This window comes from Roseibium sp. FZY0029, from assembly GCF_036350355.1.
Taxonomy (GTDB): domain Bacteria; phylum Pseudomonadota; class Alphaproteobacteria; order Rhizobiales; family Stappiaceae; genus Roseibium.
Genome location: NZ_JAZDVZ010000004.1, coordinates 624,273 through 648,641 on the forward strand (window position 1 = coordinate 624,273; position 24,369 = coordinate 648,641).

Genomic DNA, 24,369 nt, shown 5'->3' on the forward strand with positions numbered 1-24,369 from the left:
GTGAAAATGCGGGATAGGGCGCTCAGAGGCCTTCGAACAGCGCAGTGGAGAGGTAACGCTCGGCAAAGGACGGGATGATCACCACGATGTTCTTGCCTTCCATGCCTTCGCGCTGACCGACGCGGATAGCGGCCGTGAGTGCGGCGCCGGAGGAAATGCCCACCGGCACGCCTTCCGTCTTGGCCACTTCGCGCGCCATGGCAAAGGCGTCTTCGTTGGCGACCGTCTGAACTTCATCGTAGACGGAGGTGTCCAGCACGCCCGGCACGAAACCCGCGCCGATGCCCTGGATCTTGTGCGGGCCGGGCTCTCCACCAGACAGGATCGGGCTGTCGGCCGGTTCTACGGCAACCACATGAATGCCAGGCTTGCGGTCTTTGAGCACCTGGGAAACACCGGTGATGGTGCCGCCGGTGCCGATGCCGGAGACGAACACGTCCACGGCGCCATCGGTGTCGTTCCAGATTTCTTCGGCGGTGGTGTTGCGGTGAATTTCCGGGTTGGCTGCGTTTTCAAACTGCTGCGGCATCACCGCACCGTCGATTTCGCTGATCAGTTCCTCGGCGCGGGCGATGGCGCCCTTCATGCCTTTCGGCCCTTCGGTCAGTTCCAGTTCCGCACCCAGGATCTTGAACATCTTGCGGCGTTCCACGGACATGGTTTCCGGCATCACCAGAATAAGCCGGTAGCCCTTGGCGGCGGCGACAAACGCCAGCGCAATGCCGGTGTTGCCGGAGGTCGGCTCAACAAGCGTTGTCTTGCCCGGCACGATCTGGCCAGCCTTTTCCATTGCCTCGATCATGGCAACACCGATCCGGTCCTTGACGCTGGAAATCGGGTTGAAGAATTCCAGCTTCGCCAGGAGATTGCCCTTGACCCCATGCGCCTTCGCCAGCCGGTCCAGCCGGACGATCGGTGTATCGCCGATGGTCTCGGTGATGGAGGAATAGATTTTTCCGCGACCGCTGGTCTTGATCGTCATGGCAGGTCTCCCAGGTTGGCCGGATCTTCTTCCGCCGGCATCGTTCCACTATTCTTGCGATAAGATAGTACGGGTTCCGACAAGTTATAAGGGTCCGAAAGCGCCTTTGCGAACCTGCCGGTAGAACCTTTTTCCAGAAAAGCTTCAGCTCTTGGAAAAGAGCATGTCCGGCAGATCCGCCATCGCCTCGAACAGGATAGCCCCCGCATCCTGCATCGCCTTGCGGTCGCAGGTCGGATCCTCGACAAAGGCATAAACGCGCATGCCGGCTGCCCGGGCCGCCAGAACGCCGGGCAGGCTGTCTTCGATCACAGTACAGGCTTCCGGTGCGTGGCCCATGGTGCGCGCCGCCAGCAGAAACACGTCCGGCGCAGGTTTGCCACGCTCGCAGTCCTGCGCGGAAAAGAGCCGGCCTTCCAGCCGGGGCAGCAGACCGGAGCTGCCGAGCGTCGTGCGCATCTTCTGGTATTTGCCGGAAGAGCCGACGCAATAGGCAACGCCGCGCCGGTCAAGGTCATCCAGCACATCGGCAACGCCTTCAATCGCCGGAACACCGGCCTTGAAGCTCTCAAGGTCGCGCAGCCGCACCTGGTCTGGCCAGTCAGCAGGCAGCACCTTGCCGGTCAAGTCCTCGATCATTGACTGGACGTCTTCCAGTGTCCGGCCCATGAACCGGCGCTGGCAGTCCGGCCCGGTCATCGGAACGCCAAGTTCGGTAACGATCGCGGCCATATTGGCGTTGGTCACGCGTTCGGTGTCGACAAGCACGCCGTCGCAATCGAATATGACGAGGCTCATCATCATGAGCGGCCCGTCGAACCGAAGCCGCCGGTGCCGCGTTCGGTTTCCGGGAGAACCTCGACTTCAACGAGGTCCGCTTGCAGCACGGGTGCAATCACCATCTGGGCGATCCGGTCTCCGCGTGAAATCTTAAAAGGGTCCTCGCCGAGGTTGATCAGGATCACCTTCACCTCACCCCGGTAGTCCGCATCGATTGTGCCGGGCGTGTTCAGAACGGTGACACCGTGCTTGGCGGCAAGGCCGGAACGCGGGCGGACCTGGGCTTCATAGCCAGCGGGCAGGGCCATGGCGAGACCTGTCGGCACCAGGGCGCGGGCACCGGGTGCGAGGGTTATCGGGCCGTCGACGGCGGCCAGAAGATCAAGCCCGGCGGCCAGGACCGACTGATAGGTGGGCAGTGGCAGATCGCGACCATGCTCCAGTCGCTTCAGTTGCAGGGTAACAGGCATCGAAAGTGTCCGGCAGTGAGTGTTGCTGGCGAGTGACGATATTCGCCGGTCCCTGTCAAGGCTGGCGAGCGGACACGGAACTTCGCATAAAAATCAGATATCTACTTGCAGTCGTAATCCGCAACTGAAACACTCTAACGCATCGTAACTTGCCAGCGATTGGGAGAGTGGCAACATGAGACGATTGATTTTTGCATTTACCACCGGACTGATGCTGGTTGCGGCACCGGCAGCCTTCGCCCAGACGGTCGGCTATGCCGACGCCATCAAGATCCTGGCTGCAAGCTGTGGCAAGGACATCGAATCCTATTGCAAGTCCGCGACACTCGCGAACAACGGCATCACCCAGTGTCTTGAAAAGAACCAGTCCAAGCTTTCGGCAAAATGCAATTCGGACCGTCTGGTCGTGATTTCACTGATTCAGGCTCGGCTGGCTGCTCAGGCGGAAGCGCCCAAACTGTGCCAGCGGGACGCCGCGCAATATTGCAAGGGCGTCAAGGCCGGCGCCGGTCACCTGCTGCGCTGCCTGCTCAAGGCCCAACCCTCCGTCAGCGAAAAATGCAACACGGCCATCGACCTGGCCGGATACCGCTAACTCGGCACCGGGAGATATTTTCATGAACAAGTTGCTTCTGGCCGGTTTATCGGCTGCCTTTCTTGCGGTGTCCGCTTCTGGCCTTGCCGCCCAGACCAAGCTGAGCCGCAATGAAATCATCAACTCCCTGCAAGGGGCGCAGCAGAAGGTTGACCTGACGGCCGATGAACTGCAGCAGGCCGCGCTGGAGAACATCCAGAAATATCCGGGCGCGAATGCGCCCAACACCCTGCCGCTTGCTGACAAGCTGGCCTCCCTGCGCCAGTTCAACGTGGAAATCACCTTCGATTTCGACAGCGCCCGCATTCGTCCGGAATCCTATGAGACCGTGGGCCTGATCGCGGACGCCCTGCACACCCCTTATCTGCAGGGTCAGACCTTCTTCATCGTCGGTCATACGGACGCCAAGGGTGCGCGTGAATACAATCTGGAACTCTCGCTGAAGCGGGCACAGGCCGTGCGTGAGGCGCTGGTGACCACCTTCCGCGTTCCGGGTGAATATCTTTTTGCCGTCGGTCTCGGTGAGGAGCAGCTGCGCGATCCGTCCAATCCGGATGCAGCCGTCAACCGCCGCGTCCAGCTCATCAACCTGGGTTACAGGTAACCGGCCAGCAGGCGGGTTCAGAAGTGACCTCAAAGCTTGCTTGAAACCTGCCTCAAAGCCGGACCGGAAACAGGCATGCCGCTTCCCTTCGCGGAAGCGGCATGCCTGAACAGTTGGATCCGGAAAAGCGGATTGTTTACATGAGTTGAACGAGCCTTCTTTTGTTTCTGGTCTAATCCTTCTGGCCGAAAGGCTTATCCTCCAAGGGACAACCAATCCTACCGAGGAGTGCTCCCATGACGGCTACGCCAAGCAGCATCTCGCCTGTCTTCTTCGCCCATGGCGCGCCAACCCTGGCACTGGAAGACACGGCTGCCAGCCGGTTTTTGAAAAGTTTTGCCGCCAGCCAGCCGCGCCCGAAGGCAATCCTGATCCTCTCCGCGCATTGGGAAACTGATGGTCTGAAACTCTCGGCCCCAGGGCCGCTGCGGACCTATCATGACTTCCGCGGCTTCCCGCGTCCTCTCTATGAAATCTCCTATCCCGCAAACGCCGATGTGGATCACGTCGACGAAGCCGCGCGCCTCCTGGAAGCTGCCGGATACGATGTGGAACTCGACAGCCACTGGGGGCTGGATCACGGTGCCTGGGTGCCGCTGTCGCTCGCCTATCCGGATGCGGACATTCCGGTGATCGCCATGTCGCTGCCCGATGGCAGCACGCCTGCATCCGTTTATGCCCTCGGCCAGGCACTAGCGCCGCTCAAGGACAAGGGTGTGTTGCTGGCAGGCTCCGGCAGCACCACGCATAACCTGCGTGAAATCGGACCGCAGGGCTCAGTAACGCCGGATTGGGCCGTGGATTTCGACCGATGGTTGGATACCGGACTGGAGTCCGGATCGATCGGATATTTCAACGATATCGGGAGCGCTCCCAATTTTCGCCGCAACCACCCGACGGACGAGCACCTTCTGCCACTGTTCTTTGCCTTTGGTGCCGGTGGAATGGACGCAAAGGCCCAGCTTCTCCATAGAAGCTACGAGTATGGCTCCCTCAGCATGAGCTACTTCCGCTTCGCGGCCTGACAATGCCTATCGACCGCCCCTGTTCTGGCAGGGGCTAAGGCCTGCAGAACGCTTTCGGTGAAGCAAAGCAGAAAGTCTGCCGGGCAAAAGCACCGGTCCTTCACCCTGGCTCTTTTGTTGAATTGTCTGAACCGGGTCAGTCCGAGCCGAGCGTCTCGGCTGCGCGGGCGATGATCCGGCGGGCAACCTCGCCCTTGTCCAGTTCCGGCCAGTCTTCGACGCCGTCACGGCTGACGACGCGGATGGTGTTGGCGTCGCCGCCCATAATACCGGTCTGCGGGCTGACGTCGTTCGCGATGATCCAGTCCGCCTTCTTGCGTTCCAGCTTGCCACGGGCGTTGTCGATCAGGTTCTGCGTTTCGGCGGCAAAGCCGATCAGCAACGTCGGTCTCAGCTCAGCGTGATGGCCGACGGTTGCCAGAATGTCCGGGTTCTCCGTCAGCTCCAGCGCGGGCGGCTTGCCACTGCCGTCCTTCTTGATCTTCTGGGCACCCTCGCAGGCAACACGCCAGTCGGCGACGGCCGCTGCCATGATGGCGATATCCGCCGGCAGGTTGCTTTCAACCGCCTTCAGCATCGCGGACGCTGATTCGACGTGGATGACGGTGACATTGGCCGGGTCCGGCAGGGTCACCGGGCCGGACACCAGCGTCACACGCGCCCCGGCCTCATAGGCGGCCCTTGCCAGCGCGTGGCCCTGCTTTCCGGAAGACCGGTTGGCGATATAGCGGACGGGGTCAATCGGCTCATGGGTCGGGCCGGAAGTGATCAGAACATGCTTTCCGGCAAGCGGCAGGCTGCCCGCCTTGATCGCCTCATCCCGCAGCACCGCCTCGGCGGCGGCAACGATCTCCTGCGGTTCGCTCATCCGGCCGGTACCGGCCTCGCCCTTTTCCGCCATCTCGCCGGCTGCCGGGCCGCAAAAGGCAATGCCGCGCGCCTTGAGAATTGTCCGGTTGCGCTTCGTGGCCTCGTGCTGCCACATCTTCGGGTTCATGGCAGGAGCAATCAGCACGGGCTTGTCGGTTGCCAGAAGCACGGCGGTCGCCAGGTCGTCAGCGATGCCGTGGGCCATCTTGGCCATCAGATCGGCAGTGGCGGGGGCAATCAGGATCAGGTCGTGGTCGCGGGCCAGGCGGATGTGGCCGACATCGTGTTCGGCCTGCCGGTCGAACAGATCGGTGAAGACGGGTTCCGCCGCCAGGGCACCGGCAGCCAACGGCGTGATGAATTCCTGCGCGCCCTTGGTCATCACCGGGATCACCCGTGCGCCGCGTTCCTTCAGCCTCCGGATCAGGTCGAGAGACTTGTAGGCGGCGATGCCGCCACTGATGATCAGGACGATCTGTTTGCCGCTCAGCATCTTAACTCAGCACTCCTAGGGTGTCGGCGGAAAAGATCAGAATCCGGTGCGGAAATCCCGCGGCGCCGGAGAAATCACCTGTGTGCCCTGCCCGGTAATCTGATAGACGGCAAGGCCCCGCTGGTTGAGGCCATTGGATTGGAAGCGGAACAATCCGTCAATGCCGATGAAGCCGTCACGATTGGTGATGATGCTCTGCTGGAACCGCTGCTGCCCGGCGGAGCGGATCAGGCCGGCAGCCAGGGTGACGCCGTCATACACCAGGCTGGCGTTGCGCGGCGGCACGGCGCCGTATGTGCTCTGGTACCGTTGGGCGAACGCCAGAAAGCCTTTGTCTTCCGGTCCGGCAAACCAGGCACCGGCAAGCACCGGGTTGTTCTTCACCTGGGGTGAATCCCACTGTCCGGTGCCAAGCAGTTTCACATTGCCCATATTGGCGCCCTGGCTGACCAGGGTCTGCACGACCGCCGCAGGCACGGCGCCACCAGCCGGAACGAACAGGGCGTCGGCATTGTTCAGCACGGATTTGAGTGCGGCTGTCTTGGCGACGAGATCGGACGTGTCCGAACCGTTCATGGAATAGCGCTGGATCGACGCGATCCGGCCGCCGCCCCGGCCGACTTCCTGGCGGAACGCGGCCTCGACGATGGCGCCGTAGGAGCCTTCGGGGATCAGCGCCGTGTAGGAATGTCTCTTCTGGCTGTTGGCATAGCCGACAACCCGTTTCACGTCGCTTTCAGGCAGGAAGCTGAGCAGATAAACGCCCCGGGACGCAACAGATGTGTCTGTCGAAAACGCGATGACGGGAACGCCTGTGGCTCGCGCGGCCTGGGCCGCGCCGGAGACTGCGGGGGAGAACACGGGACCCAGGATCAGTTCCGCGCCTTCCGAAATGGCCGCCTGCGCTGCCGCGCGTCCACCTTCGGCCGTGCCGCCGGTATCCTTCACCAGCAATTGCACATCCGCGCTCGGGAAGTTCTGCAGGGCCAGTGAGGCGGAATTCTTGAAAACCGTGCCGATGGATGCATTGCCGCCTGAGCTTGCCAGCGGCAGCAGCAGTCCGATGCGGACCCCGCCCGTGCCGATGATTTCGCCGGTCGGTTGCGGCTGGGGCGTGGGCTGGATCTGATCACCCGGAAGCGAGCCGAGTGTGGACCCCATGCAGCCGCCCAGCAGCATCGTGCTGGCTCCAGCCAGCGCCGTTTTCAAGAAAACACGTCTGTGCTGTTGCACGATGTCGCCCCGTCTTGCACTTGCCATATTTGTTGGTTCACCCTTTGGGAAAGACTTACGTATTCGCTACAGGCCTGTAAAGATTTAGTGGCCTTTCAATGGCATATCAGCCCGATCAACGGTGGATTTGCCTTGCATCGGTTGTACTGAAAGGCTAGCGCAAGGGCGTAAGCGGGACCGAAACGGCAATTCGCGGCAGACAAAAGGGAAGGCGACATGGTCAAGGAAACAGCCGGGCCGGCTGCGGACAGGAACCGCTACAGCCTCTCCGAACATGTCTTCACCGCGCCCAATCTGGAGCCGGCACTTTATATCGTCTCGACGCCCATCGGCAATCTCGGCGACATCACCGTCCGGGCGCTGGAAACCCTTGCAGCGGCAAGCGTTATCGCTTGCGAGGATACACGGGTCACGGCAACGCTCACCCAGCGGTTTTCACTCAAAACGCCTCTTCTTCCCTATCACGAGCACAACGCCGACAAGCAGCGGCCGAAGATCCTGGAAGCCCTGGCCGATGGCCGTGCCGTGGCGCTGGTGTCCGACGCGGGAACGCCGCTGGTCTCCGACCCGGGATACCGGCTGGTGCGTAATGTGGTCGCAGAAGGCTATAAGGTCATCCCGATCCCCGGCGCTTCGGCGCCTCTGGCCGGGCTTGTGGCGGCAGGCCTGCCGAGCGACACGGTGCTCTTTGCTGGCTTTCTGCCGCAAAAGGGTGGGCCGAAGTCCCGGCGGCTGCAAGACCTGGCCAAGGTGCCGGCAACACTGGTTTTCTTTGAATCTCCCCACCGCACCGCCGCCACCTTGGCGCTGATGGCCGAGCTGCTCGGAGCCGACCGGGAAGCCGTCGTCGCGCGGGAGCTGACCAAGCGTTTCGAGACCTTCGAGCGTGGCACGCTGGAAGAGCTGAGTGCCCGCTTTGACGGCCAGCAGGTCAAGGGCGAGATCGTCATTCTGGTCGGCCCGCCGGAAGACAGGCCCGAGGCCGAGGCGGACGATCTGGACGCCTTGTTGAGCGAGGCCCTCACCGAGATGCCAGTCAGTGCCGCTGCGAAAAAGATCTCCAAGGCGACGGGGCTTGACCGCAACGAGGTTTACAAGCGCGCGCTCGAACTGAAAGCGGAAGAAGCCTGATGGCACGCGCCCCGGGCGGTTCCGAAAAGTTGCCTGCAGAAACGGACCGGCGCCGCCGGGCGCACGCTTTGGGCCTTTCCGCCGAGACTCTTGCCGCCTGGTACCTGCGCCTCACCGGCTGGCGCATTCTCAAGCGTCGCTACAAGACAAAGGCCGGCGAGATCGATCTCATCGCCAAACGCCGCAAGACGGTCGCCTTCATCGAGGTGAAAGCCCGCAAGTCTCGGCAGGCCGCGCTGGAAGCCGTTACGCCCGCCAGCCAGAAACGCATCACCCGAGCCGCGAAGATCTTCGTTGCGGAACACCCCAAGGCTGGCTTTTACACCCTGCGCTTCGATATCATCGTCGTCCGGCCCCGCGCCTTGCCGGAGCGCATCGTGAACGCGTTTCACGCCTGGGAATAGTTTGGAGCGTTGGTCCCAGGAATGCGTTGAGTAATGGCTGGAGTATCGGAACCCGGCAACGCGCGCTGTGTTGGCGACTGTTCGTACCGTCACATTCGGTGTCGCTCGGGGTCTACCGTCGCTCGCCCGAGGTGACGCCGGGTTTTATTGAGAAACTTGGCCATTTACATTTGCCTGGGGAATGAAGGTGAAACGATCTCCGAACCCTTCTGCCCGCCCCCTCTGGACAAAGCCGACCTCGCACCGCATATCTGGACCAATCGTTCTGAAATCCCAAAGGCGCTGGAGCAGCGCCGCCCGCCGGGAGTTGCCTCATGGCTTTGAAAGTTGCGGTCCAGATGGACCATGTTTCGTCCATCAACATTGCCGGCGACAGCGCCTTCGCAATGATGCTGGAAGCGCAGTCTCGCGGACATGAACTCTATCACTACACGCCCGACCGCCTGGCGATGCGCGGCGACGAGGTGTTCTGCGCGCTGGAGCCGATTGAAGTGCGCGATGTGAAGGGCGATCACTTCACGTTGGGCGAAAAGAGCCGCTTCAACATGCGCGAGATGGACGTGGTGCTGATGCGCCAGGATCCGCCGTTCGACCTCTCGTACATTGCCGCGACCCACATTCTGGAAAAGATCCATCCGGACACATTGGTGGTCAACGACCCGGCAGCGGTGCGCAACGCACCCGAAAAGCTGTTCGTGACCGAATTTGCCGACCTGATGCCGCCGACCCTGATCACAAAAGACAAGTCGGAGATCGATCTGTTCCGGAAGGAATACGGCGACATCGTCATGAAGCCGCTGTTCGGCCATGGCGGCGCGGCCGTCTTCCGTATCACCCAGGACGATCTCAACTACGGTTCTCTATATGATTTCTTTGCCGCGACCTTCCGCGAGCCCTGGGTCATCCAGCAGTTCCTGCCCAATGTGAAGCACGGCGACAAGCGCATCCTGCTGGTCGACGGCCAGTTCGCCGGTGCGGTCAACCGTGTTCCCGCCGCTGGCGACCTGCGTTCCAACATGGTGCGCGGCGGCGCGCCGACCGACAGTGAGCTGACCGAGCGCGAACGCGAAATCTGCGCCCGTCTCGGACCGTCGCTCAAGGAAAAGGGCCTGATCCTGGTCGGGATCGACGTCATCGACGGCAACCTGACGGAAATCAACGTCACCGCCCCCACGGGCATTCGCGCCATCCGCAATCTCGGCGGCCCTGACGTGGCAGGCATGGTCTGGGACGTGCTGGAAGCGAAGGTGAAGGGCTGACAGCCCGTGCCACAAGCCGTGCCTGAATATCCGCTTGACCTCAATTTAAGTTGAGGTTGTAGAGCTGTTTCTCCTTTCAGATCTCAAGGAGAAACAGCATGACATCAGACACGGACTCCCGGCCCATATACCGCGTTGATCGCTTTGAAGTGCCGCTTGAGGCGCGAGACGTTTTGCTGGAACGGCTCAATGTCATTCGTGGACTGTTGCAGAACATCGAAGGCTGCCGCCAGAACCTCGTGCTTGAGCAGCCTTGCCGAGAAGGGACGGCAACATTCGTCACCTTTGTCGAATGGCAGAGCGAAGAGGTTTTTCTGGCGGCGAAGGCCCGGATAGCGGATGAATATCGCAAGTCGGCATTCGACCCGCAGGCCTTCCTGCAGCAAATCGGTGCGAAAGCCGACATGGCGAACATGAACGCAGTCTGATGCCGGACAGGCGCGAGCGGGAAACCAAAGGGCGGAGCACACGCCTGTTGCCTGCGAGCGGGCAAAAAAAACCTCCGCATGGGGGTGCGGAGGTATAAAGAGTTCGTGCTTAGACAATGCAACAGAGGGCCTACTCGGCAGCCTCTGTAAGTAGAACCCGTCCCCTATAGAATCGTTCCTGATGAAAGTGCATTTTGCTTGAATATTTTTTCGAGCTTCTACTTTAGAGTGTCGTTATCGCTTTGAAATAAAATAGTTAATTCCGGCTGGTGGCCTTAAAATTTTTTATGAAAAAATATTGGAAGGATCGATATTTTTCGCGAGCCAACGGCAGAATCCACGAGACGAATTTTTGAGCCCGTTCAAGGAGATATCGTTCCATAAGCTGGCGACCGGGTTCAATTGCGCGGCAATGGCAAGCCCGGAAAGGCCCCCAAATGGGGGGGGTCAAGCAAGTGACCTAGCGGCAATCGCGCAAGAAAAAGGCCGCGCTCCCGAAAGACCGCGGCCAGTCTAGTGCAACCTGAAAGGGAGGCTATTCTGCAGCTTCGGTCTTGATGACTCCGCGGCGGATCTGATCTTCCTCGATAGACTCGAACAGGGCTCGGAAGTTGCCTTCACCGAAGCCCTCGTCACCCTTGCGCTGGATGAATTCGAAAAAGATCGGACCGATGACGGTCTTCGAGAAAATCTGCAGCAGGATCTTGGTCATGCCGCCGTCGATGACACCTTCCCCGTCGATCAGGATACCGTGACGTTTCATCCGTTCGATCGGCTCGTCGTGGCCGTTCACCCGGTCGTAGGACATCTCGTAATAGGTCTCCGGCGGGCCGGGCATGAACTTCAGACCGTTGTCTGCCAGAAGATCCGTGCTCTCGTAGATATTGTCGGTGCCGACCGCGATGTGCTGGATGCCTTCGCCGTTGTACTTCTTCAGATATTCTTCGATCTGGCTGGTGTCGTCCTTGGACTCGTTCAGTGGAATGCGGATCTTGCCGCAGGGACTGGTAATCGCGCGGCTGACAAGGCCGGTGATCCGGCCGTCGATGTCGAAGAAGTGGATCTGCTTGAAGTTGAACAGGTCGCGGTAGAAATCCCACCACTTGTCCATGTTGCCGCGATAGACGTTGTGGGTCAGGTGGTCGAGATAATAGAAGCCGACGCCCTGCGGCTTCGGATCGACCTCGCCCAGCCAGTTGAACTCGTCTGAATAGGCCGAGCCTTTGTCGCCATAGGTGTCGACGAAGTAAAGCAGCGAGCCGCCGATGCCAACGATTGCCGGAACGTCCAGGGTCTTGTCGTCGCCTTCATAAGGTGTCGCGCCTTTGGCAACCGCATGATCGAACGCCTTTTGCGCGTCAACGACGCGCCAGGCCATGGCCGGAGCGCAGGGGCCATGCGTATCGACGAACGTCATGCCGAAACTGCCCGGTTCGGCATTCAGCACATAGGTGACATCGCCCTGGCGATAGAGCGTGATGTTTTTGCTCTTGTGCTTTGCGACCGGCAGGTAGCCCATCTTGCGGAACAATTCGTCCAGCTTTTCCGGCTCCGGATGGGCGAATTCGACAAATTCGAAGCCATCGGTGCCGGCCGGGTTGTCAGACGTGATTTGTGCAGGTGGCGCGTCGTGCGGGAACGGTCCCATGAGTGTCCTCCTCGGCTGAACGGGTCATTGCCTTCAGAATGCCGTGGAGCTTGCGCAGTGTGTGTGCAAACCAGGTGTTTTCGCGTAAGATGATGCACGAAACATGCGAGATAATTTGGAGAGGCGCATGACAAATGCACTGGATGGCTTTGATGTGAAGCTGCTCGCCGCTTTGCAGAACAACGCCGCCCTGACCAATGCCGAGCTGGGCGAGGTAATCGGCCTGTCTGCAAGCCAGGTCTCACGGCGCCGGCAGAAGCTGGAAGAAGCGGGTATCATCCGCCGCTACCGGGCGGCACTGGACCCGGAAGCCCTGGGGTTGATGGTGACGGCCTATGTCGGCGTGACCCTTGGCGCGCATTCCAGGGAAAACGCCCGCAAGTTCCGCAACATGGTGACAGCCATGCCGGAAGTGCAGGAGGCCCACACGCTGACCGGCGACGTCGATTACATGCTGAAGATCGTGGTGCCGGACCTGAAGGCGCTCAGCCACATCATCAACGACGAACTGCTGCCCCAGGAGGCGGTTCATCATGTGCGTTCTTCAATCGCCATGGAAACGCTGAAAGACGACAATCTGCTGCCGCTGAAGTGACCGGCTAAAGCCCGAGCCAGCCCATGAGATCGGTCCAGAAATCCTTGCGCAGGCCTTTGAGGTCCGGTGCCGGGTTGCCGTAAGGGTCCGCCAGGCAGACATCGGAAAACCCGGTCTTGCCGGATAACAGGCATTGTTCGGGCTCGCAGGTGATCGTGTCGGACAGGTAAATGCGCTTACCGGCATAGGTCTTGAATGCCAGGTCCGGTTTGTCCTGCCGTGTTCCGGATGTGAAGACATAGGTCGGAAACTCGTTGCCGCGCGGCTGGCCACGGTCCTGGACGGCGTGGATATAAAGCAGCGTTCCGGGAGTGTCCTCGCGCGAACAGCCCTTGATGTTGAAGGCATAAAGATTGCCGGTCGTGCTTTCGCCGGCATCGCCCAGTGCGCGCGAATAAGCCTTCAGCAGATCGTCCTGCCAGATCTTGCGGTAGGTATCGGCCTCGTCATTCAGCGACAGGGCGTGCGCTGCGCCGCTCCCCAGCGTCCCGGCGATGAAGCAGCATAGCAGGGAAAGACTGCGGATTGAGGTGAGGAAGTTCAAGATTTTCCTCGCTGTTGCCAGGATGAAAAGCGTTGCGGATCGGAGAAGTGTGACGGAGTGTAACGCAAACTTGCGTCCCTTGCAGAAAATCCCATTTGATAAGGCGAATGTGATTTAAGCCGCTCCACGCGGCAATTTTAAGGAGCCGAAAATGTTCGATGCAAAATCCTTGCTGGATCAGTTTCTGGGCACCCAGAGCGGTGGCCAGTCCGGACAACGCGGTGCCGCCGGGAAAGGCGGGTCGGGTGACCTTCTCTCCCAGGGCAAGGATTTTCTGTCGTCCCAGGGAGGTGGACTGGCGCTCGGCAGCCTGGCCGGCCTCATGCTCGGCAGCAAAAGCGGCCGCAAACTGGGCAAGAAGGCTGTGACCTATGGCGGTCTGGCCCTGGTTGCCGGCCTTGCCTACAAGGCCTACCAGGGTCACAAGGCCAATCAGCAGAACGCACCGCGCCCGCAGTATCCGGCCGATGAGCCGATCCCGTTGGAGGCCCCGCGCGGCACGGCTTTTGATCCGCGCGAGCAGCCGGGCGGCGAAAATCAGGCGGCTGTGACACTCCTGACGGCAATGATCTCCGCCGCAAAGGCTGACGGTCATATCGACCGGGACGAACAGGACCGGATATTCGAAAAGATCGACGAGGCCGGACTGGACAGCGAGGCGAAAGCCTTTCTGATGGACGAGCTGCGCTCACCGCTCGATCTGGACAAGGTGGTTGCCGGTGCAACCTGCCCGGAGACCGCGGCTGAAATCTATGCCGCCTCGCGTCTGGCCATCGATCCGGATCATCCGGCTGAAAAGGCTTATCTGCAGATGCTTGCAGCCCGGCTTGACCTGGAAGACGGCCTGGTCGAGGAAATCGAATATGCCGTTCGTGAAGCGCAGATGGCGGGCTGACCGGCACCACGGTGGATAATCAAATAGGGCGTCCCGGGATCTTTGGTCACGGGACGCCCTGAATAACCGGCAAATACCTTGCAGTCCTTGAGGATGCATTGATGGTACGAGCCAGAAAACACGCAGCCTTGTGGGGAGGCCGCGCGCCTCCCGGACCGGCTATTTTCCTGTGTTTTCTTCGATCAGCTCGACGGCGCGCTTGTAAAGACCGGTGCCGTCCATGCCTTTTTCGTCCATCTCGGCAACCCATTTTTCAATCGTCGGCGCCGAGGCTTCCTTCCAGCGGGCCACTTCTTCCGGAGAAAGAACGATGATGTTCGCCCCTTTCTCGATGGCGTCATCGCGGGGCTTGGCGTCGTCTCGCTGCATCTGACCACCGGCAAAGCCGGAGAGTTCCAGACCGGAGTTCTTGTCGATGATCGCCTTCAGGTCGTCGGGAAGCCCGTCGTAGGCAGCTTTGTTCATGCCCAGCACGAAGGTTGCCGTATAAAGCGAGTCATCCCCGAAATCGGTGTGATTGTTGACAAGCTCGTTGATCTTGAGCGCGCCGGTGACCTCCCACGGCACCACGGTGGCGTCGATAACGCCCTTGGACAGCGCTTCGGGAACCGCCGGAACAGGCATGCCGACAGGTGTCGCGCCGAGTGAGCTGAACATTTCGTTGGTCACGCGCGTCGGTGCCCGCAACTTCACACCGTTCAGATCGTCGAGGGAATCGATCGGATCCTTGGAATGGATCAGCCCGGGCCCATGCACCCAGAGCCCCAAAACCTTCATGTCCTTGAAGTCCTGGTCCAGCATGGTTTCTTCCGCCAGTTGCCAGAAGGCGCGCGACACGGCTTCGGCATTGGTCATGACGAAGGGAAGCTCGAAGACTTCCGTTCTCGGAAAGCGGCCCGGCGTGTACCCCGGCAAGGTCCAGACGATGTCCGCAATGCCGTCAATGGCCTGATCGACCAGTTCTGGCGGCTTGCCGCCAAGCTGCATGGCCGGGAAATGCTGAAACTCAATCCGCCCGTTCGATTCTTCCTCGATCTTGGCCATCCACGGTTCGAGGATGTTCTTTGGCACGCTGGCTTGCGCCGGCAGCATCTGGTGCAGCCGCAGTGTGACCTCCGCCGCCGCGGCAGGGCCGGCACTGACCGTCAGCGACAGCGCCGTGACGGCAAGTGCACCAACGGTGACCGCGCCTGCGGCCATCGACCTTATGGTCCGGTATTTAGACATGACTTCCTCCCTTGATCGAAATGGTTCCCTCAGGCCTGCTCGTCCGGCAGATGCACCACCAGCCCGTCGAGGGCACCGGCAAGCCTGATCTGGCAGGACAGGCGCGACGTCTCGCGCAATTCGGCTGCCGCGCATTCCAGCATGATGTCTTCACCGTCCGCGCGGTCGCCTGTCTTGTCGCGCCACTCGTCATCCACGTAACAGTGGCAGGTGGCGCACATCATGGCGCCGCCGCATTCGGCAAAAATGCCGTCGATCCCGTTGCTGACGGCCGCTTCCATCACGCTGGCGCCTTCATTGGCATCGATGGTCGTCCGGCTGCCGTCTGGCTGGACGAAGGTGATCTGCACCATGCGGTTCTCCCTTTCGGCGGGTTCTGTCCCGCTCGGTTTGTTTCGTTCGCTCAGGTCAGTTTGACGGGCAGGTTCAAGGGACCGCGGAAACCGAAGCCGCTCCAGACCACGTCTTCAGGCCGGTCCAGCTCGATGCCCGGAAAGCGCTCGAACAGCATCGGCAGCATGATTTCACCAACGGTCCGGCGCGAGATATGCGCCCCGGCACAATGATGCGGACCGCTGCCGAAAGCCTGGTGTGGGGCCTTCTTGCGGAACACGTTGAAGGCCTCGCCGTCCTCGTAAAGGTCCTCGTCACGGTTGGCGGAGGCCTGGATGGTCATCAGCGTGACACCTTCGGGAATGTCGATACCGTCAATCTGCAGGTCCCGTGTTGCACGGCGGGACGACGCCTGGATGGGTGCCACCCAGCGGACGCCCTCTTCGAAAGCATCGGCCCAGGCTTCCTGTCGCTTGACCTCTTCCAACTGGTCCGGGTTGGTCAGCAGCCCATAGATAATGGTTGCCAGCGCGTCGCGCGGCTCGTTGATCCCGCCGCCGATGGCAATCTTGATGTTGGCGTAGATCTGGCTCTTGGGGATCGGATCCTTTGCGTTCAGCATGACGGAGAAGGCGGAATTGTTGGGTTCCGCCATGTGCCGGGGGATCAGGCTGTCGAACACCGCATCCATTTCGGCATTGGCCGCGTCCGACCGGGCGAAGGGTTCGTCCGCGAAGCCGAAGTTGCCGGCACCGTCGATAAGCACTTGCGACCAGCGTTGCATGTCGGCGTCGCTGACTTCATCAAGGCCCAGAATATGGGCCAGGATGCGGGCTGCCACCGGTCCGCACAGGTCGGTGAAAAGGTCCACCGTTTCGCCTCTTGGCAGCCGGTCGAGATACTCGGCGGCAATCTTTCGGTATAGATCGGCCCAGTCGGTCTTGATCACCTTTGGCGAGAAGGCAGGCTGCATGGCCATGCGCTCGCGCCGGTGTTCCTCGCCGTCCTTGCGCATCAGCGTGTGGGCAAGAAAGGCGCGCCGCATCGGCGTGACAGGATCGTCCGAACTGTAGAGCTCGGGGTCATCCTTCACCATCTTGGTGTGTTTGGCCTTGGTGAGAAAAATACGGTTTGCCGCCGGAACCTGCACGATCGGCGTTTCCGCCCGCATCCGCTTGTAGATCGGATATGGATCGCGTGTCAGTTCGGCAAGCGTCAGCGTTTCGTCGACAGGTGCGACCGCCATCTGCCATCTCCTCCCAAATCCGGCAATTCACCAAGTTAATCGGGCGGCTTAAAATCAAGCAATACGATTGACTTTATAGTTGTCATCGAATTTTTTGATTTTACCTCGATTTGAAATGCGATTGCGAACCCTGGGGGAAGTTGCAGATGCCGGCCGATCCGTTGGATGTCGATTTTCGGGCCCTGCAGGTACTGGTCTGGGTGCATCAGCTTCGCTCGTTTACCAGGGCCGCGGAAGAGCTCGGCATCAACCAGTCGGCAGTCAGCTACACCATCAACAAGCTGCGGGACGTGTTCCAGGATCCGCTGTTCGTGCGGCAGGCGCGCCGACTGCACCCGACGCAGCGCTGCGAGGACATCGTTCTCCAGGCCAAGCGACTAACCGCGGAATTCCGGCAACTGGCCGCTCCGCCGGACTTTGATCCGCAAACGGCCTCGCAGACCTTCACCATTGCCTGCAATTTCTATGAACGCGTGCTGATCATTCCGGAGATCGTCCATTTTCTGAAACGCGAAGCGCCGAACCTGGATCTGGAAATCATCGACGCGTCGGGCATCGGCCATGAGCGTCTGCTGCGCAACGAGGCGGACCTCCTGATCGGTCCGTTCGAGCGCTCGGACCCGCATTTCTACAGGCGCGACCTCTATCAGGATCGCTACGTCTGCCTGCTCGATCCGGAACACCCGAAGGCCGGGTCATCACTGAGCCTGGAGGATTATCTGGATCTCGATCATGTGCTTGTCACCTACGGTGGTCAGTGGCGGTCGCGCTACATCATCGAGCTTGAGCGTATGAACAAGGACTTGAAAGTCGCCCTGCGCGTGCCGAGCCCGGCAGGACTTGAGCGTCTGGTCGCGGGATCGAATCTCGTCGCCACCGTGCCGGAACGGCTGTCCATGTCCGTTGCGGAAGGGCTTCGTGTGGTTCCCTGCCCGGTTCATACCTCGGTGACGATCAGCCTCGTCTGGACGACGCTCAACCACCGTGCGCCGCTGCATCTGTGGGTGCGCGAGATGGTGTACCGGCTGAACGCGCGTGCCCGGAAGACGGCCGATCCGGCTTCCAGGCACGCGGCTTCGAAGTGACAGTCACCCCGCCGCTGCCGATCAGGCAGGCATCGGCCCGACATAATGCGACGACGGCCGGATCAACTTGCCGGTTTCCTGCTGTTCCAGAACATGGGCGCACCAGCCCGGGGTTCGGCCGACGGCAAACAGCGGCGTGAACAGGGTGCGGTCGATGCCGATCGCATCCAGCAGAACCGCGGTGTAGAACTCCACATTGGTTTCCAGCGGGCGGTCCGGCTTGGCAGCTTTCAGGGCGGCAAGGGCCGCCTGCTCGATTTCTTCAGCCAGACGCACTTTCGGATTGTCGGGCCCAAGCAGGCGCAGGCCAGCCTTCAGAACATCCGCCCGCGGATCCCGTGTCCTGTAGATCCGGTGACCAAAGCCCATCAGCCGCTCCTTGCGCGCCAGTGCCTCGCCGATCCAGGCGGCGGCGTACTCCGGGCTGCCGATGGCGTCGATCATGTCCAGAACCGGTCCTGGCGCACCGCCATGGAGCGGCCCGCTGAGGGCACCCATTGCGCCCAGCACGGCCTGTTTCAGGTTCGCCTGGGTCGAGCCGATCACACGCGCCGTGAAGGTGGAGGCATTCAGGCCGTGGTCGAGGATGGTCACCAGATAGCGGTTGAGCGCCGCGGCATGGGCGGCAGGGGGCATTTCTCCGCTCAGCATGCGCAAGAGGTCCGTTGCGGTTTCCAGCGTGCTGTCCGGTGCGATCGGGCTCAGGCCCTCAGCAAGCCGGCGAGACGCCGCTAGGAAGACGGGCAATGCACCGCTGATGGCAATTGCGTCGGGAAGGTCGGTTGTCAGGGGCAAGGCGGCCAGACCAAGCTGCATGCGCTCGTAAACGCCAAGGTTGGATGGAGCGGCTTCCAGAACCGGCATCACGGCAAAGGCGGCTCGCCGGGCTTTCCCGAAGGCTGCGCGCAGGTCAGAGGCCTGAGGCAGGTCGAATTCCTGCCACAGGTGGCGGACGGCGTCCTCGAAGCTCAGTTTTCCGGCCAGGTCTTCGATATGGCGGCCATAGAGGATCAGGACGCCCTTTTGGCCGTCGACATGGCTGAGCATTGTGGTGGCGGCTACGACGCCCTCCAGACCGGCAATCGGGTCCGGTGTCATCCGGGCGGGATTCGGCGCTTCTGTCATGGCAATCTCCTTTTCTTTCACTTTCAGATAGAAAGAACCGATTGCGTTGATCAATGTTGATAATTAAAATCAATACATGGCCAAACCCATCTACCTTTCCGCCCGTGAAGCTGCTGCCGAACTCGGTGTGCAGCCCGCCACGCTCTACGCCTATGTCAGTCGGGGGCTGATCGCCTCCGTTGCCGGTCCAGGCAAGCAGCGCCGTTACGACGCGGCTGACGTGCGCCGCATGAAAGGCCGCAAGGCCGCAGATGATTATTCCGGCGCGCGCCCCCTGACCGGCGACCCGGTGCTGGAAACCGAATTGACACTGATTTCGGAAACCGGGCCGGTCTATCGCGGCCGCCCGGCGGTCGAACTCGCGCAAACCTCGACGCTGGAAACCGTGGCAACACTGCTGTGGGCTTCGCAGGAAGACCCGTTTGCCGAAAGCGCACCACTGCCCCCGCCGGATCTGCCGAAAGGTCTTGCACCACTGGACAGGCTGATGGTTGCGCTGGCCGCCTGGCCGCTGCAGGACAAGGCCGCCTACACCCAGGCGCCCAAGCTTTTGCAGGTCAAAGGCGCGGCCCTGCTGCGCTATGCGGTCGCCGCGCTTCTCAACGCAGATCCGGTCGACGTCCCGATCCACACGCAGATCGCCAATGCCTATGGCGTGTCGTCTTCGGCAAAGAACGTGATCCGGGCAGCGCTGATCCTGTGCGCGGACCACGAACTCAACACCAGCGCCTTTGCAACCCGCTGCGCCGCTTCCACCCGCGCACCCCTGCACGCAGCCCTGATTTCGGGCCTCGGGGCCTTTGCCGGTCCGCGTCACGGGGCGGCCTCCGACAGGACGACAGCCTGGCTATCGGAGGTCGGCCCTGACACTGACATCGAAACCATGCTCTCTGACCGGTTGAGCCGGGGCGAGCCCCTGCCCGGCTTCGGTCATACAATCTACCGGGGACCTGACCCACGGGCCGCGTGCCTGCTCGACGTCCTCTATCGCAGCGAGCCCGCGCATCCTTTCGTCCAGCGGCTGCCGGGTTTGATCACGGTTGCCCATGATCTGTTCGGCGAAGCGCCGAACATCGACCTTGCCCTGGCCGCCACGCAAAAAACCTATGGCCTGCCCAAGGACGCCGGAAAGATCATCTTCTGTGCGGCGCGCATGACAGGCTGGATCGCACATGCGCTGGAGCAATACGCCGCGCCGGAGCAGATCCGGCCACGGGCCGCCTACGTCGGCGAACGCCCCGAATAGGCCAGCTTGCTGTGGCGGGCCGCTTGTATCGACCCGTGTTTGCGCTTATCTGGAAAGAGCGCCTGACAAGGCGCGACCCATGGAGATTGGATGTCAGAGATTGCGTGAGCAGGCTCTCTGAAGATCAGAGAGCCTTGAATACATGAACCGGTGCCCCAACGGGCGCCCGATGACGTGTGTTTAATTCACGAGACAATCTCATGGTACGGAACTATTCCGCCTTCTTTCCCTCGCGCCCGACAACCGAAGGGCCGGACAAGCACCCTTCGCCACTTCAGGCGCTCGGCTGGCAACCCTTTTTTGCGCAACAGATCAGCTCCGACGAATTGACGGCAACACCGCCCGTTCGCGTGGTCGAGGTTCATCGCAACGCGTTTCATGTGGTGGGCGAGGGCATCGACGAGACGATCCTGCCCGTAAAGGACGCCACGGTGGGCGACTGGCTTCTGCTGGAGCGAACCCATCCGGCATCAAGCCGGGTGCTCGAACGGCTTAGCCTGCTCAAGCGCCGCGCACCTGGAACGGATCGGCAGATCCAGCTCATCGCCGCCAACATCGATACGGTGTTTGTCGTGTCCTCCTGCAATCAGGATTTCAACATCGCCCGTATCGAGCGCTACATCGCGCTTGCTTTCGAAGCCGGCATTGCCCCGGTGATCGTTCTGACCAAATCCGATCTGGCAACCGATCCGGAAAGCTATGTCGACCAGGCTCAGGCGATTTCGAACGCGGTTCCGGTCGTGACGCTGGACGCGCGCGGAGAAGAGCCGGGCATGAAACTGGCTGACTGGTGCAAACCGGGCAAGACAGTCGCTTTCCTGGGCTCGTCCGGCGTCGGCAAGTCGACGCTGACAAATGCGCTTTCCGGCTCGGAAGACATCGCCACGCAGGCGATTCGCGAAGACGACGCGAAGGGCCGTCACACGACGACCCACCGGCAGCTTCACGCGGTGCCGGGTGGTTGTCTGGTGCTGGATACGCCGGGCATGCGGGAACTTCAGCTTACCGATGCGGCTGCGGGGATCGATGATCTGTTTTTCGATGTGTCCGGCCTTGCCTCCCAGTGCCGCTTTTCGGACTGCCGGCACGAAACGGAGCCCGGCTGTGCGGTTCGATCGGCACTCGAGGATGGCAGCCTGGAAGCCGGAAGGTTGACGAGATGGCGCAAGCTGAAGGCGGAAGAAGCCTTCAACTCCGCCAGCCTGGCAGAGCGCAGGTCGAAAGACCGGGCTTTCGGCAAGATGGTGCGCGGTGTCATGAAACAGAAGAAGCAGAAAACCTGGGGCCCGGAATAGCCGCCCGGGACGCCCACAGCGCAGGCAAGATCATGAAATTCAGGGCCGGGTGGAACCCGGCCCTGAATGACTGTCTTTCTGTGCGACAGCCCCAACGGAGCTTCTCGGTCACAGCTGCAACCGCATATGGACGATCCGCTTGTCGCCGCGCTGTTCCTCATGGGTTTCAGTGAACCCCGCCCGTTGATACCAGGCCCGGTTCTTTGTCATCAGAACGTTGGTATAGAGCCGGATTTCGCTCAGCCCGAAGTCCGTTGCCCGGTGCCGCGTCCAGTCGAGCAGTTGTCTGCCACGGCCCTTGCCCTGCTCTTGCGGATCGACGGCGATGCTTTCGATCAGGAGATGGCCGGGGTGCCGGATCAACACAAGGCTCGCGGCAAGGCTGGTGCCGGAGCGGAGCACCCAAACGTCGTCGTCGCGGATGTGGGCGGCGTAATCGGCGGTCATCGGAACGGGCACGGCGTTGATGACCGGGATGTAATGCGCATAGGCCCACCGGGCGAGTTCCGCCATCGCATCCGCATCATCAGGGGTAGCCATGTCGAAAACTTCAGCGATACCTGGAACGCTCATGCAGTGTCAGGGCCTCGTCTTCATGAAGGATTCAAAATCGGGAATCTCCTCCGGCATGGTTTCGGTCCTGTCGAAACAGCCGAACGTCCCGCCGTCCTTCATGTCCTCGGCAGCAGCAATGAAGGCGCGATAGGCAAGACGCGCCAGACCCGCTCCGATGGAGACGCGCGCAACGCCCATGTCGCCCAGTTCCTTGCGGGTCAGGTGAAAGTTCTTGCGGCCGGCCAGGATGTTCATCGGCGCACTGACCCTGGCCAGTACCGAAGCGATCTGTTCCTTGTCCTTCAGCTCCGGTGCATAGACGCAATCAGCGCCCGCTTGCGCAAAAGCGTTGAGCCGCTTGATGGTTTCTTCAAGCTCATACGGGGTCTGCACGGGCCCCTCGCTGCGCGCGGTCAGGACGAAATCCGGCGCTAGCCGGTTCTTCACGTCCACAGCCGCCTTGATCCGTTCGACCGCCAGTTCCAGATCGTAGTAGGGGTGCTTCGGATCGGTGGAGTAATCCTCGATGGAGCAACCCGCCAGGCCAACCTCGATCGCGCCCTTGACCGTTGCCACCACATCGTCCGGACTGTCGCCAAACCCGTTTTCCAGGTCCCCGTTTACCGGAATGCTGGTGGCGGCAATGATATCGGCCGCATGACTGAGCGCATCGTCCCGCGTGACAAGTCCTTCGGCGTCCTTCACGCCTTGCGTCCAGGCGTAGCCCGCGCTGGACGTGGCCACCGCGTCGAACCGCAATCCATCCAGGATGCGGGCCGTGCCGATGTCGAAGGGATTCGGCATCAGGAAGGCCCGTCCTTTTTCGTGAAGAGCTTTGAAGGCGGCACGGCGTTTGGCTGCGGTCGGCATGACCGGATCTCCCTTTGGGTGTATTTTCGCAATGTTTACCGTTAAAGTTTAAGTCGGCAATGCGATCCCTTTATGATGGGTGCAATGGTGCGCAGGTAAGATCCAGTTTAGCCGGAATCGGGGCGCCAGTTCGGAAAAAGGGTGATTCCATGAAGCGCCTTGCCTTTGCATAAGCGGCGCCGTTTGATGGTGAGCACGCCAGCGGGCAGATCCAGGGAGGTTGCCATGCCGGAAGATCCCGAGACTCTTGCAGATTTCAACGACCTGATAACAACGCTCGACCAGCTCGAGGCCCATGCCGGAACCGCCCCCGAAAAGGTGAAGGTAAAGGAGATCACGGCACTGGACGACCTCTGCCGGCAGTTCATCGCGCGATCCCCTTTCTGCCTGATCGCGACAGTCGATCCGCAGGGCGTGATCGATGTCAGCCCCAAGGGAGATCCGGCCGGTTTTGTCACCGTCTTGAGCGACACGCTGCTGGCCATCCCCGACCGACCGGGAAACCGCCGCCTCGACAGCTACCACAATCTTCTGAAGGACCCGCGCGTCGGGCTGATTTTTCTGATCCCCGGCAAGGGCGAGACCTTGAGGGTTTCCGGGGAGGCTCGCATCGTTCGCGATGCCTGGCTCTTGGAGCGGATGCAGGTGGAGGGCAAGCGGCCTGCAATGGCGCTGGCAGTGCAAGTCACCCGGGCATTCATGCATTGCCCGAAGGCGATGATCCGGTCGAAGATCTGGCAATCGGAAAGCTGGCGGAATGCTGACGATCTCGGCGACATCGGCGATGCGATGATCCGACATGGCAACCTGAAACAAACTCCGGAAGCGCTTCTGGAAGAAGCCACCTCCGAAGGCTTGCTCAGGCTCTATTGATCAGGTCCACGCAGTGCGTGTGACCTTTGCCGCGTAACAGCCGCGGCGGGCAAAATGCAGGTGAATGTAGTCCACATCCGGATTGTCGAAGAAGGACGCGATGACACCTTTCAGCTCGCGGCCTTCGACGACTTCGGCGTCAATGATCTCGTGGGCGCGGTTGAATGCACGCACGGAAAGCAGGCGATTTGCCACGGCATCCGGAACCGTGTCCGGCTCCGGACGGTATTCTTCCGCGCCCTCGGCAACAAAGATCGCGTGCCGGGAACGGTAGGGTGTATCACCCGGCTGATGTTCGAAATTCAGAAGATAAACCCGTGTGCCTTCAGCGGCGTCGGCAAGCGACACCCGGCAGGGAAATGCGCCGTCCGAAACGTGCACCTGAATGCCTTTCTGCGCAAGCTCTGCGTCGCTCAGGCTGCTCAAGTGTGTGAATTCGGAAGCAGGAAGCGGCTCGATCTGAAACATGGTGTTGTCTCCTCAACTGTTGTGAGAAGACCCTAGGCATCCGGAAAATCTGAAACGACCCGATTTGCGAGCGCAGAAAAATTATTGGCC

The 24,369-nt window shown here is 61.0% G+C and carries 27 protein-coding genes; 13 read left to right on the forward strand and 14 right to left on the reverse strand.

Annotated elements, in window-relative coordinates; all coding sequences use genetic code 11:
* Positions 1-22 precede the first annotated feature (22 nt).
* From cysK to dut, 3 genes are all read right to left on the reverse strand, one after another.
* Entirely contained in the window at positions 23-982 is a 960-nt protein-coding gene (cysK, locus tag V1T76_RS14555; RefSeq protein WP_330561368.1) for a cysteine synthase A, read from the reverse strand.
* A gap of 144 nt (positions 983-1,126) precedes the next feature.
* Positions 1,127-1,786 (reverse strand): HAD family hydrolase, encoded by a 660-nt coding sequence (locus tag V1T76_RS14560; protein WP_330561370.1) that lies wholly within the window; start codon positions 1,784-1,786, stop codon positions 1,127-1,129.
* A complete protein-coding gene (gene dut / locus V1T76_RS14565) occupies positions 1,783-2,232 on the reverse strand; it encodes a dUTP diphosphatase (protein WP_330561371.1) in 450 nt (149 codons plus the stop codon). Before dut ends, V1T76_RS14560 begins: the two co-directional genes overlap by 4 nt.
* Positions 2,233-2,407: 175 nt before the next feature.
* On the opposite strand from dut, the gene V1T76_RS14570 reads away from it, so the two are divergent.
* The 3 genes from V1T76_RS14570 to V1T76_RS14580 all read left to right on the forward strand — a co-directional run bounded on the left by V1T76_RS14570 (position 2,408) and on the right by V1T76_RS14580 (position 4,456).
* Complete coding sequence (locus V1T76_RS14570) at positions 2,408-2,827, forward strand: hypothetical protein (protein WP_330561373.1); 420 nt, start codon at positions 2,408-2,410, stop codon at positions 2,825-2,827.
* Between the two features lie 22 nt (positions 2,828-2,849).
* Positions 2,850-3,431: an OmpA family protein gene (locus tag V1T76_RS14575; protein ID WP_330561374.1), complete on the forward strand. Its 582-nt coding sequence runs from the start codon at positions 2,850-2,852 to the stop codon at positions 3,429-3,431.
* Between the two features lie 236 nt (positions 3,432-3,667).
* Positions 3,668-4,456, forward strand: coding sequence for a DODA-type extradiol aromatic ring-opening family dioxygenase (locus tag V1T76_RS14580; RefSeq protein ID WP_330561375.1), 789 nt, complete (start codon positions 3,668-3,670; stop codon positions 4,454-4,456).
* A gap of 136 nt (positions 4,457-4,592) precedes the next feature.
* Here the strand turns inward: V1T76_RS14580 and coaBC are convergent, their stop codons facing one another.
* Both coaBC and V1T76_RS14590 read right to left on the reverse strand, forming a co-directional pair.
* On the reverse strand, positions 4,593-5,819 hold the full coding sequence (gene coaBC / locus V1T76_RS14585) for a bifunctional phosphopantothenoylcysteine decarboxylase/phosphopantothenate--cysteine ligase CoaBC (protein ID WP_330561376.1): 1,227 nt from the start codon (positions 5,817-5,819) through the stop codon (positions 4,593-4,595).
* Between the two features lie 36 nt (positions 5,820-5,855).
* A complete protein-coding gene (locus V1T76_RS14590) occupies positions 5,856-7,079 on the reverse strand; it encodes a penicillin-binding protein activator (RefSeq protein ID WP_330561377.1) in 1,224 nt (407 codons plus the stop codon).
* Between the two features lie 189 nt (positions 7,080-7,268).
* Between V1T76_RS14590 and rsmI the strand changes: the two genes are divergently transcribed.
* The 4 genes from rsmI (at position 7,269) to V1T76_RS14610 (ending at position 10,274) form a co-directional block, all read left to right on the forward strand.
* A complete protein-coding gene (gene rsmI / locus V1T76_RS14595) occupies positions 7,269-8,183 on the forward strand; it encodes a 16S rRNA (cytidine(1402)-2'-O)-methyltransferase (RefSeq protein ID WP_330561378.1) in 915 nt (304 codons plus the stop codon).
* Positions 8,183-8,587, forward strand: coding sequence for a YraN family protein (locus V1T76_RS14600; protein WP_330561380.1), 405 nt, complete (start codon positions 8,183-8,185; stop codon positions 8,585-8,587). The genes rsmI and V1T76_RS14600 overlap by 1 nt, the downstream gene beginning before the upstream one ends.
* 314 nt (positions 8,588-8,901) lie before the next feature.
* Positions 8,902-9,846 carry a glutathione synthase gene (gene gshB / locus V1T76_RS14605; RefSeq protein WP_023002334.1) on the forward strand — a complete coding sequence of 315 codons (945 nt, stop codon included), beginning with the start codon at positions 8,902-8,904 and terminating at the stop codon, positions 9,844-9,846.
* A 98-nt stretch (positions 9,847-9,944) separates the two neighbouring features.
* Entirely contained in the window at positions 9,945-10,274 is a 330-nt protein-coding gene (locus V1T76_RS14610; protein WP_330561383.1) for an antibiotic biosynthesis monooxygenase family protein, read from the forward strand.
* Positions 10,275-10,809: 535 nt separating this feature from the next.
* Here V1T76_RS14610 and hppD read toward each other — a convergent pair.
* On the reverse strand, positions 10,810-11,922 hold the full coding sequence (gene hppD, locus V1T76_RS14615; protein ID WP_330561385.1) for a 4-hydroxyphenylpyruvate dioxygenase: 1,113 nt from the start codon (positions 11,920-11,922) through the stop codon (positions 10,810-10,812).
* Between the two features lie 127 nt (positions 11,923-12,049).
* Here hppD and V1T76_RS14620 point away from each other — a divergent pair, with 127 nt between their 5' ends.
* Entirely contained in the window at positions 12,050-12,517 is a 468-nt protein-coding gene (locus V1T76_RS14620) for an Lrp/AsnC family transcriptional regulator (protein WP_006936973.1), read from the forward strand.
* Between the two features lie 4 nt (positions 12,518-12,521).
* Here V1T76_RS14620 and V1T76_RS14625 read toward each other — a convergent pair whose 3' ends face one another.
* Positions 12,522-13,061 (reverse strand): hypothetical protein, encoded by a 540-nt coding sequence (locus tag V1T76_RS14625; RefSeq protein ID WP_330561386.1) that lies wholly within the window; start codon positions 13,059-13,061, stop codon positions 12,522-12,524.
* A 151-nt stretch (positions 13,062-13,212) separates the two neighbouring features.
* On the opposite strand from V1T76_RS14625, the gene V1T76_RS14630 reads away from it, so the two are divergent.
* Positions 13,213-13,956, forward strand: a complete 744-nt coding sequence (locus tag V1T76_RS14630; protein WP_330561387.1) for a tellurite resistance TerB family protein — start codon at positions 13,213-13,215, stop codon at positions 13,954-13,956.
* A 159-nt stretch (positions 13,957-14,115) separates the two neighbouring features.
* On the opposite strand, the gene V1T76_RS14635 is transcribed toward V1T76_RS14630, so the two are convergent.
* Genes V1T76_RS14635 through V1T76_RS14645 form a run of 3 tightly spaced genes read right to left on the reverse strand, consistent with a single transcriptional unit; the run spans position 14,116 to position 16,762 of the window.
* On the reverse strand, positions 14,116-15,183 hold the full coding sequence (locus tag V1T76_RS14635; RefSeq protein WP_330561388.1) for a TRAP transporter substrate-binding protein: 1,068 nt from the start codon (positions 15,181-15,183) through the stop codon (positions 14,116-14,118).
* Positions 15,184-15,212: 29 nt separating this feature from the next.
* The gene (locus tag V1T76_RS14640) at positions 15,213-15,536 is read right to left on the reverse strand and encodes a 2Fe-2S iron-sulfur cluster-binding protein (RefSeq protein WP_330561389.1); all 324 of its coding nucleotides are present in this window, start codon (positions 15,534-15,536) and stop codon (positions 15,213-15,215) included.
* Positions 15,537-15,586: 50 nt separating this feature from the next.
* The gene (locus V1T76_RS14645) at positions 15,587-16,762 is read right to left on the reverse strand and encodes a cytochrome P450 (RefSeq protein ID WP_330561390.1); all 1,176 of its coding nucleotides are present in this window, start codon (positions 16,760-16,762) and stop codon (positions 15,587-15,589) included.
* Positions 16,763-16,908: 146 nt separating this feature from the next.
* On the opposite strand from V1T76_RS14645, the gene V1T76_RS14650 reads away from it, so the two are divergent.
* The gene (locus V1T76_RS14650; RefSeq protein WP_330561391.1) at positions 16,909-17,847 is read left to right on the forward strand and encodes a LysR family transcriptional regulator; all 939 of its coding nucleotides are present in this window, start codon (positions 16,909-16,911) and stop codon (positions 17,845-17,847) included.
* Positions 17,848-17,868: 21 nt separating this feature from the next.
* On the opposite strand, the gene V1T76_RS14655 is transcribed toward V1T76_RS14650, so the two are convergent.
* Positions 17,869-18,972 carry a citrate synthase/methylcitrate synthase gene (locus V1T76_RS14655; protein WP_330561392.1) on the reverse strand — a complete coding sequence of 368 codons (1,104 nt, stop codon included), beginning with the start codon at positions 18,970-18,972 and terminating at the stop codon, positions 17,869-17,871.
* Between the two features lie 76 nt (positions 18,973-19,048).
* On the opposite strand from V1T76_RS14655, the gene V1T76_RS14660 reads away from it, so the two are divergent.
* The gene (locus V1T76_RS14660; protein WP_330561393.1) at positions 19,049-20,218 is read left to right on the forward strand and encodes a citrate/2-methylcitrate synthase; all 1,170 of its coding nucleotides are present in this window, start codon (positions 19,049-19,051) and stop codon (positions 20,216-20,218) included.
* A 200-nt stretch (positions 20,219-20,418) separates the two neighbouring features.
* Complete coding sequence (gene rsgA, locus V1T76_RS14665; protein ID WP_330561394.1) at positions 20,419-21,513, forward strand: ribosome small subunit-dependent GTPase A; 1,095 nt, start codon at positions 20,419-20,421, stop codon at positions 21,511-21,513.
* 108 nt (positions 21,514-21,621) lie between these two features.
* Here rsgA and V1T76_RS14670 read toward each other — a convergent pair whose 3' ends face one another.
* Positions 21,622-22,086 (reverse strand): GNAT family N-acetyltransferase, encoded by a 465-nt coding sequence (locus tag V1T76_RS14670; RefSeq protein ID WP_330561395.1) that lies wholly within the window; start codon positions 22,084-22,086, stop codon positions 21,622-21,624.
* Positions 22,087-22,092: 6 nt separating this feature from the next.
* Positions 22,093-22,938 carry an isocitrate lyase/PEP mutase family protein gene (locus V1T76_RS14675; RefSeq protein WP_330561396.1) on the reverse strand — a complete coding sequence of 282 codons (846 nt, stop codon included), beginning with the start codon at positions 22,936-22,938 and terminating at the stop codon, positions 22,093-22,095.
* Between the two features lie 225 nt (positions 22,939-23,163).
* Between V1T76_RS14675 and V1T76_RS14680 the strand changes: the two genes are divergently transcribed.
* Positions 23,164-23,811, forward strand: a complete 648-nt coding sequence (locus tag V1T76_RS14680) for a pyridoxamine 5'-phosphate oxidase family protein (protein ID WP_330561397.1) — start codon at positions 23,164-23,166, stop codon at positions 23,809-23,811.
* Here V1T76_RS14680 and V1T76_RS14685 read toward each other — a convergent pair whose 3' ends face one another.
* Positions 23,812-24,279, reverse strand: a complete 468-nt coding sequence (locus V1T76_RS14685) for a DUF1203 domain-containing protein (RefSeq protein ID WP_330561398.1) — start codon at positions 24,277-24,279, stop codon at positions 23,812-23,814.
* Positions 24,280-24,369: the final 90 nt, after the last annotated feature.

Coding starts and splice junctions, on each gene's coding strand:
- V1T76_RS14630 (WP_330561387.1), top strand. CDS start 13,213: ATGTTCGATGCAAAATCCTTGCTGGATCAGTTTCTGGGCACCCAGAGC.
- V1T76_RS14670 (WP_330561395.1), bottom strand. CDS start 22,086: ATGAGCGTTCCAGGTATCGCTGAAGTTTTCGACATGGCTACCCCTGAT.
- V1T76_RS14570 (WP_330561373.1), top strand. CDS start 2,408: ATGAGACGATTGATTTTTGCATTTACCACCGGACTGATGCTGGTTGCG.
- V1T76_RS14590 (WP_330561377.1), bottom strand. CDS start 7,079: ATGGCAAGTGCAAGACGGGGCGACATCGTGCAACAGCACAGACGTGTT.
- V1T76_RS14560 (WP_330561370.1), bottom strand. CDS start 1,786: ATGATGATGAGCCTCGTCATATTCGATTGCGACGGCGTGCTTGTCGAC.
- rsmI (WP_330561378.1), top strand. CDS start 7,269: ATGGTCAAGGAAACAGCCGGGCCGGCTGCGGACAGGAACCGCTACAGC.
- V1T76_RS14600 (WP_330561380.1), top strand. CDS start 8,183: ATGGCACGCGCCCCGGGCGGTTCCGAAAAGTTGCCTGCAGAAACGGAC.
- V1T76_RS14620 (WP_006936973.1), top strand. CDS start 12,050: ATGACAAATGCACTGGATGGCTTTGATGTGAAGCTGCTCGCCGCTTTG.
- V1T76_RS14675 (WP_330561396.1), bottom strand. CDS start 22,938: ATGCCGACCGCAGCCAAACGCCGTGCCGCCTTCAAAGCTCTTCACGAA.
- V1T76_RS14655 (WP_330561392.1), bottom strand. CDS start 18,972: ATGACAGAAGCGCCGAATCCCGCCCGGATGACACCGGACCCGATTGCC.
- V1T76_RS14660 (WP_330561393.1), top strand. CDS start 19,049: ATGGCCAAACCCATCTACCTTTCCGCCCGTGAAGCTGCTGCCGAACTC.
- V1T76_RS14680 (WP_330561397.1), top strand. CDS start 23,164: ATGCCGGAAGATCCCGAGACTCTTGCAGATTTCAACGACCTGATAACA.
- gshB (WP_023002334.1), top strand. CDS start 8,902: ATGGCTTTGAAAGTTGCGGTCCAGATGGACCATGTTTCGTCCATCAAC.
- V1T76_RS14635 (WP_330561388.1), bottom strand. CDS start 15,183: ATGTCTAAATACCGGACCATAAGGTCGATGGCCGCAGGCGCGGTCACC.
- hppD (WP_330561385.1), bottom strand. CDS start 11,922: ATGGGACCGTTCCCGCACGACGCGCCACCTGCACAAATCACGTCTGAC.
- rsgA (WP_330561394.1), top strand. CDS start 20,419: ATGGTACGGAACTATTCCGCCTTCTTTCCCTCGCGCCCGACAACCGAA.
- V1T76_RS14610 (WP_330561383.1), top strand. CDS start 9,945: ATGACATCAGACACGGACTCCCGGCCCATATACCGCGTTGATCGCTTT.
- V1T76_RS14645 (WP_330561390.1), bottom strand. CDS start 16,762: ATGGCGGTCGCACCTGTCGACGAAACGCTGACGCTTGCCGAACTGACA.
- cysK (WP_330561368.1), bottom strand. CDS start 982: ATGACGATCAAGACCAGCGGTCGCGGAAAAATCTATTCCTCCATCACC.
- coaBC (WP_330561376.1), bottom strand. CDS start 5,819: ATGCTGAGCGGCAAACAGATCGTCCTGATCATCAGTGGCGGCATCGCC.
- V1T76_RS14640 (WP_330561389.1), bottom strand. CDS start 15,536: ATGGTGCAGATCACCTTCGTCCAGCCAGACGGCAGCCGGACGACCATC.
- V1T76_RS14650 (WP_330561391.1), top strand. CDS start 16,909: ATGCCGGCCGATCCGTTGGATGTCGATTTTCGGGCCCTGCAGGTACTG.
- dut (WP_330561371.1), bottom strand. CDS start 2,232: ATGCCTGTTACCCTGCAACTGAAGCGACTGGAGCATGGTCGCGATCTG.
- V1T76_RS14575 (WP_330561374.1), top strand. CDS start 2,850: ATGAACAAGTTGCTTCTGGCCGGTTTATCGGCTGCCTTTCTTGCGGTG.
- V1T76_RS14685 (WP_330561398.1), bottom strand. CDS start 24,279: ATGTTTCAGATCGAGCCGCTTCCTGCTTCCGAATTCACACACTTGAGC.
- V1T76_RS14580 (WP_330561375.1), top strand. CDS start 3,668: ATGACGGCTACGCCAAGCAGCATCTCGCCTGTCTTCTTCGCCCATGGC.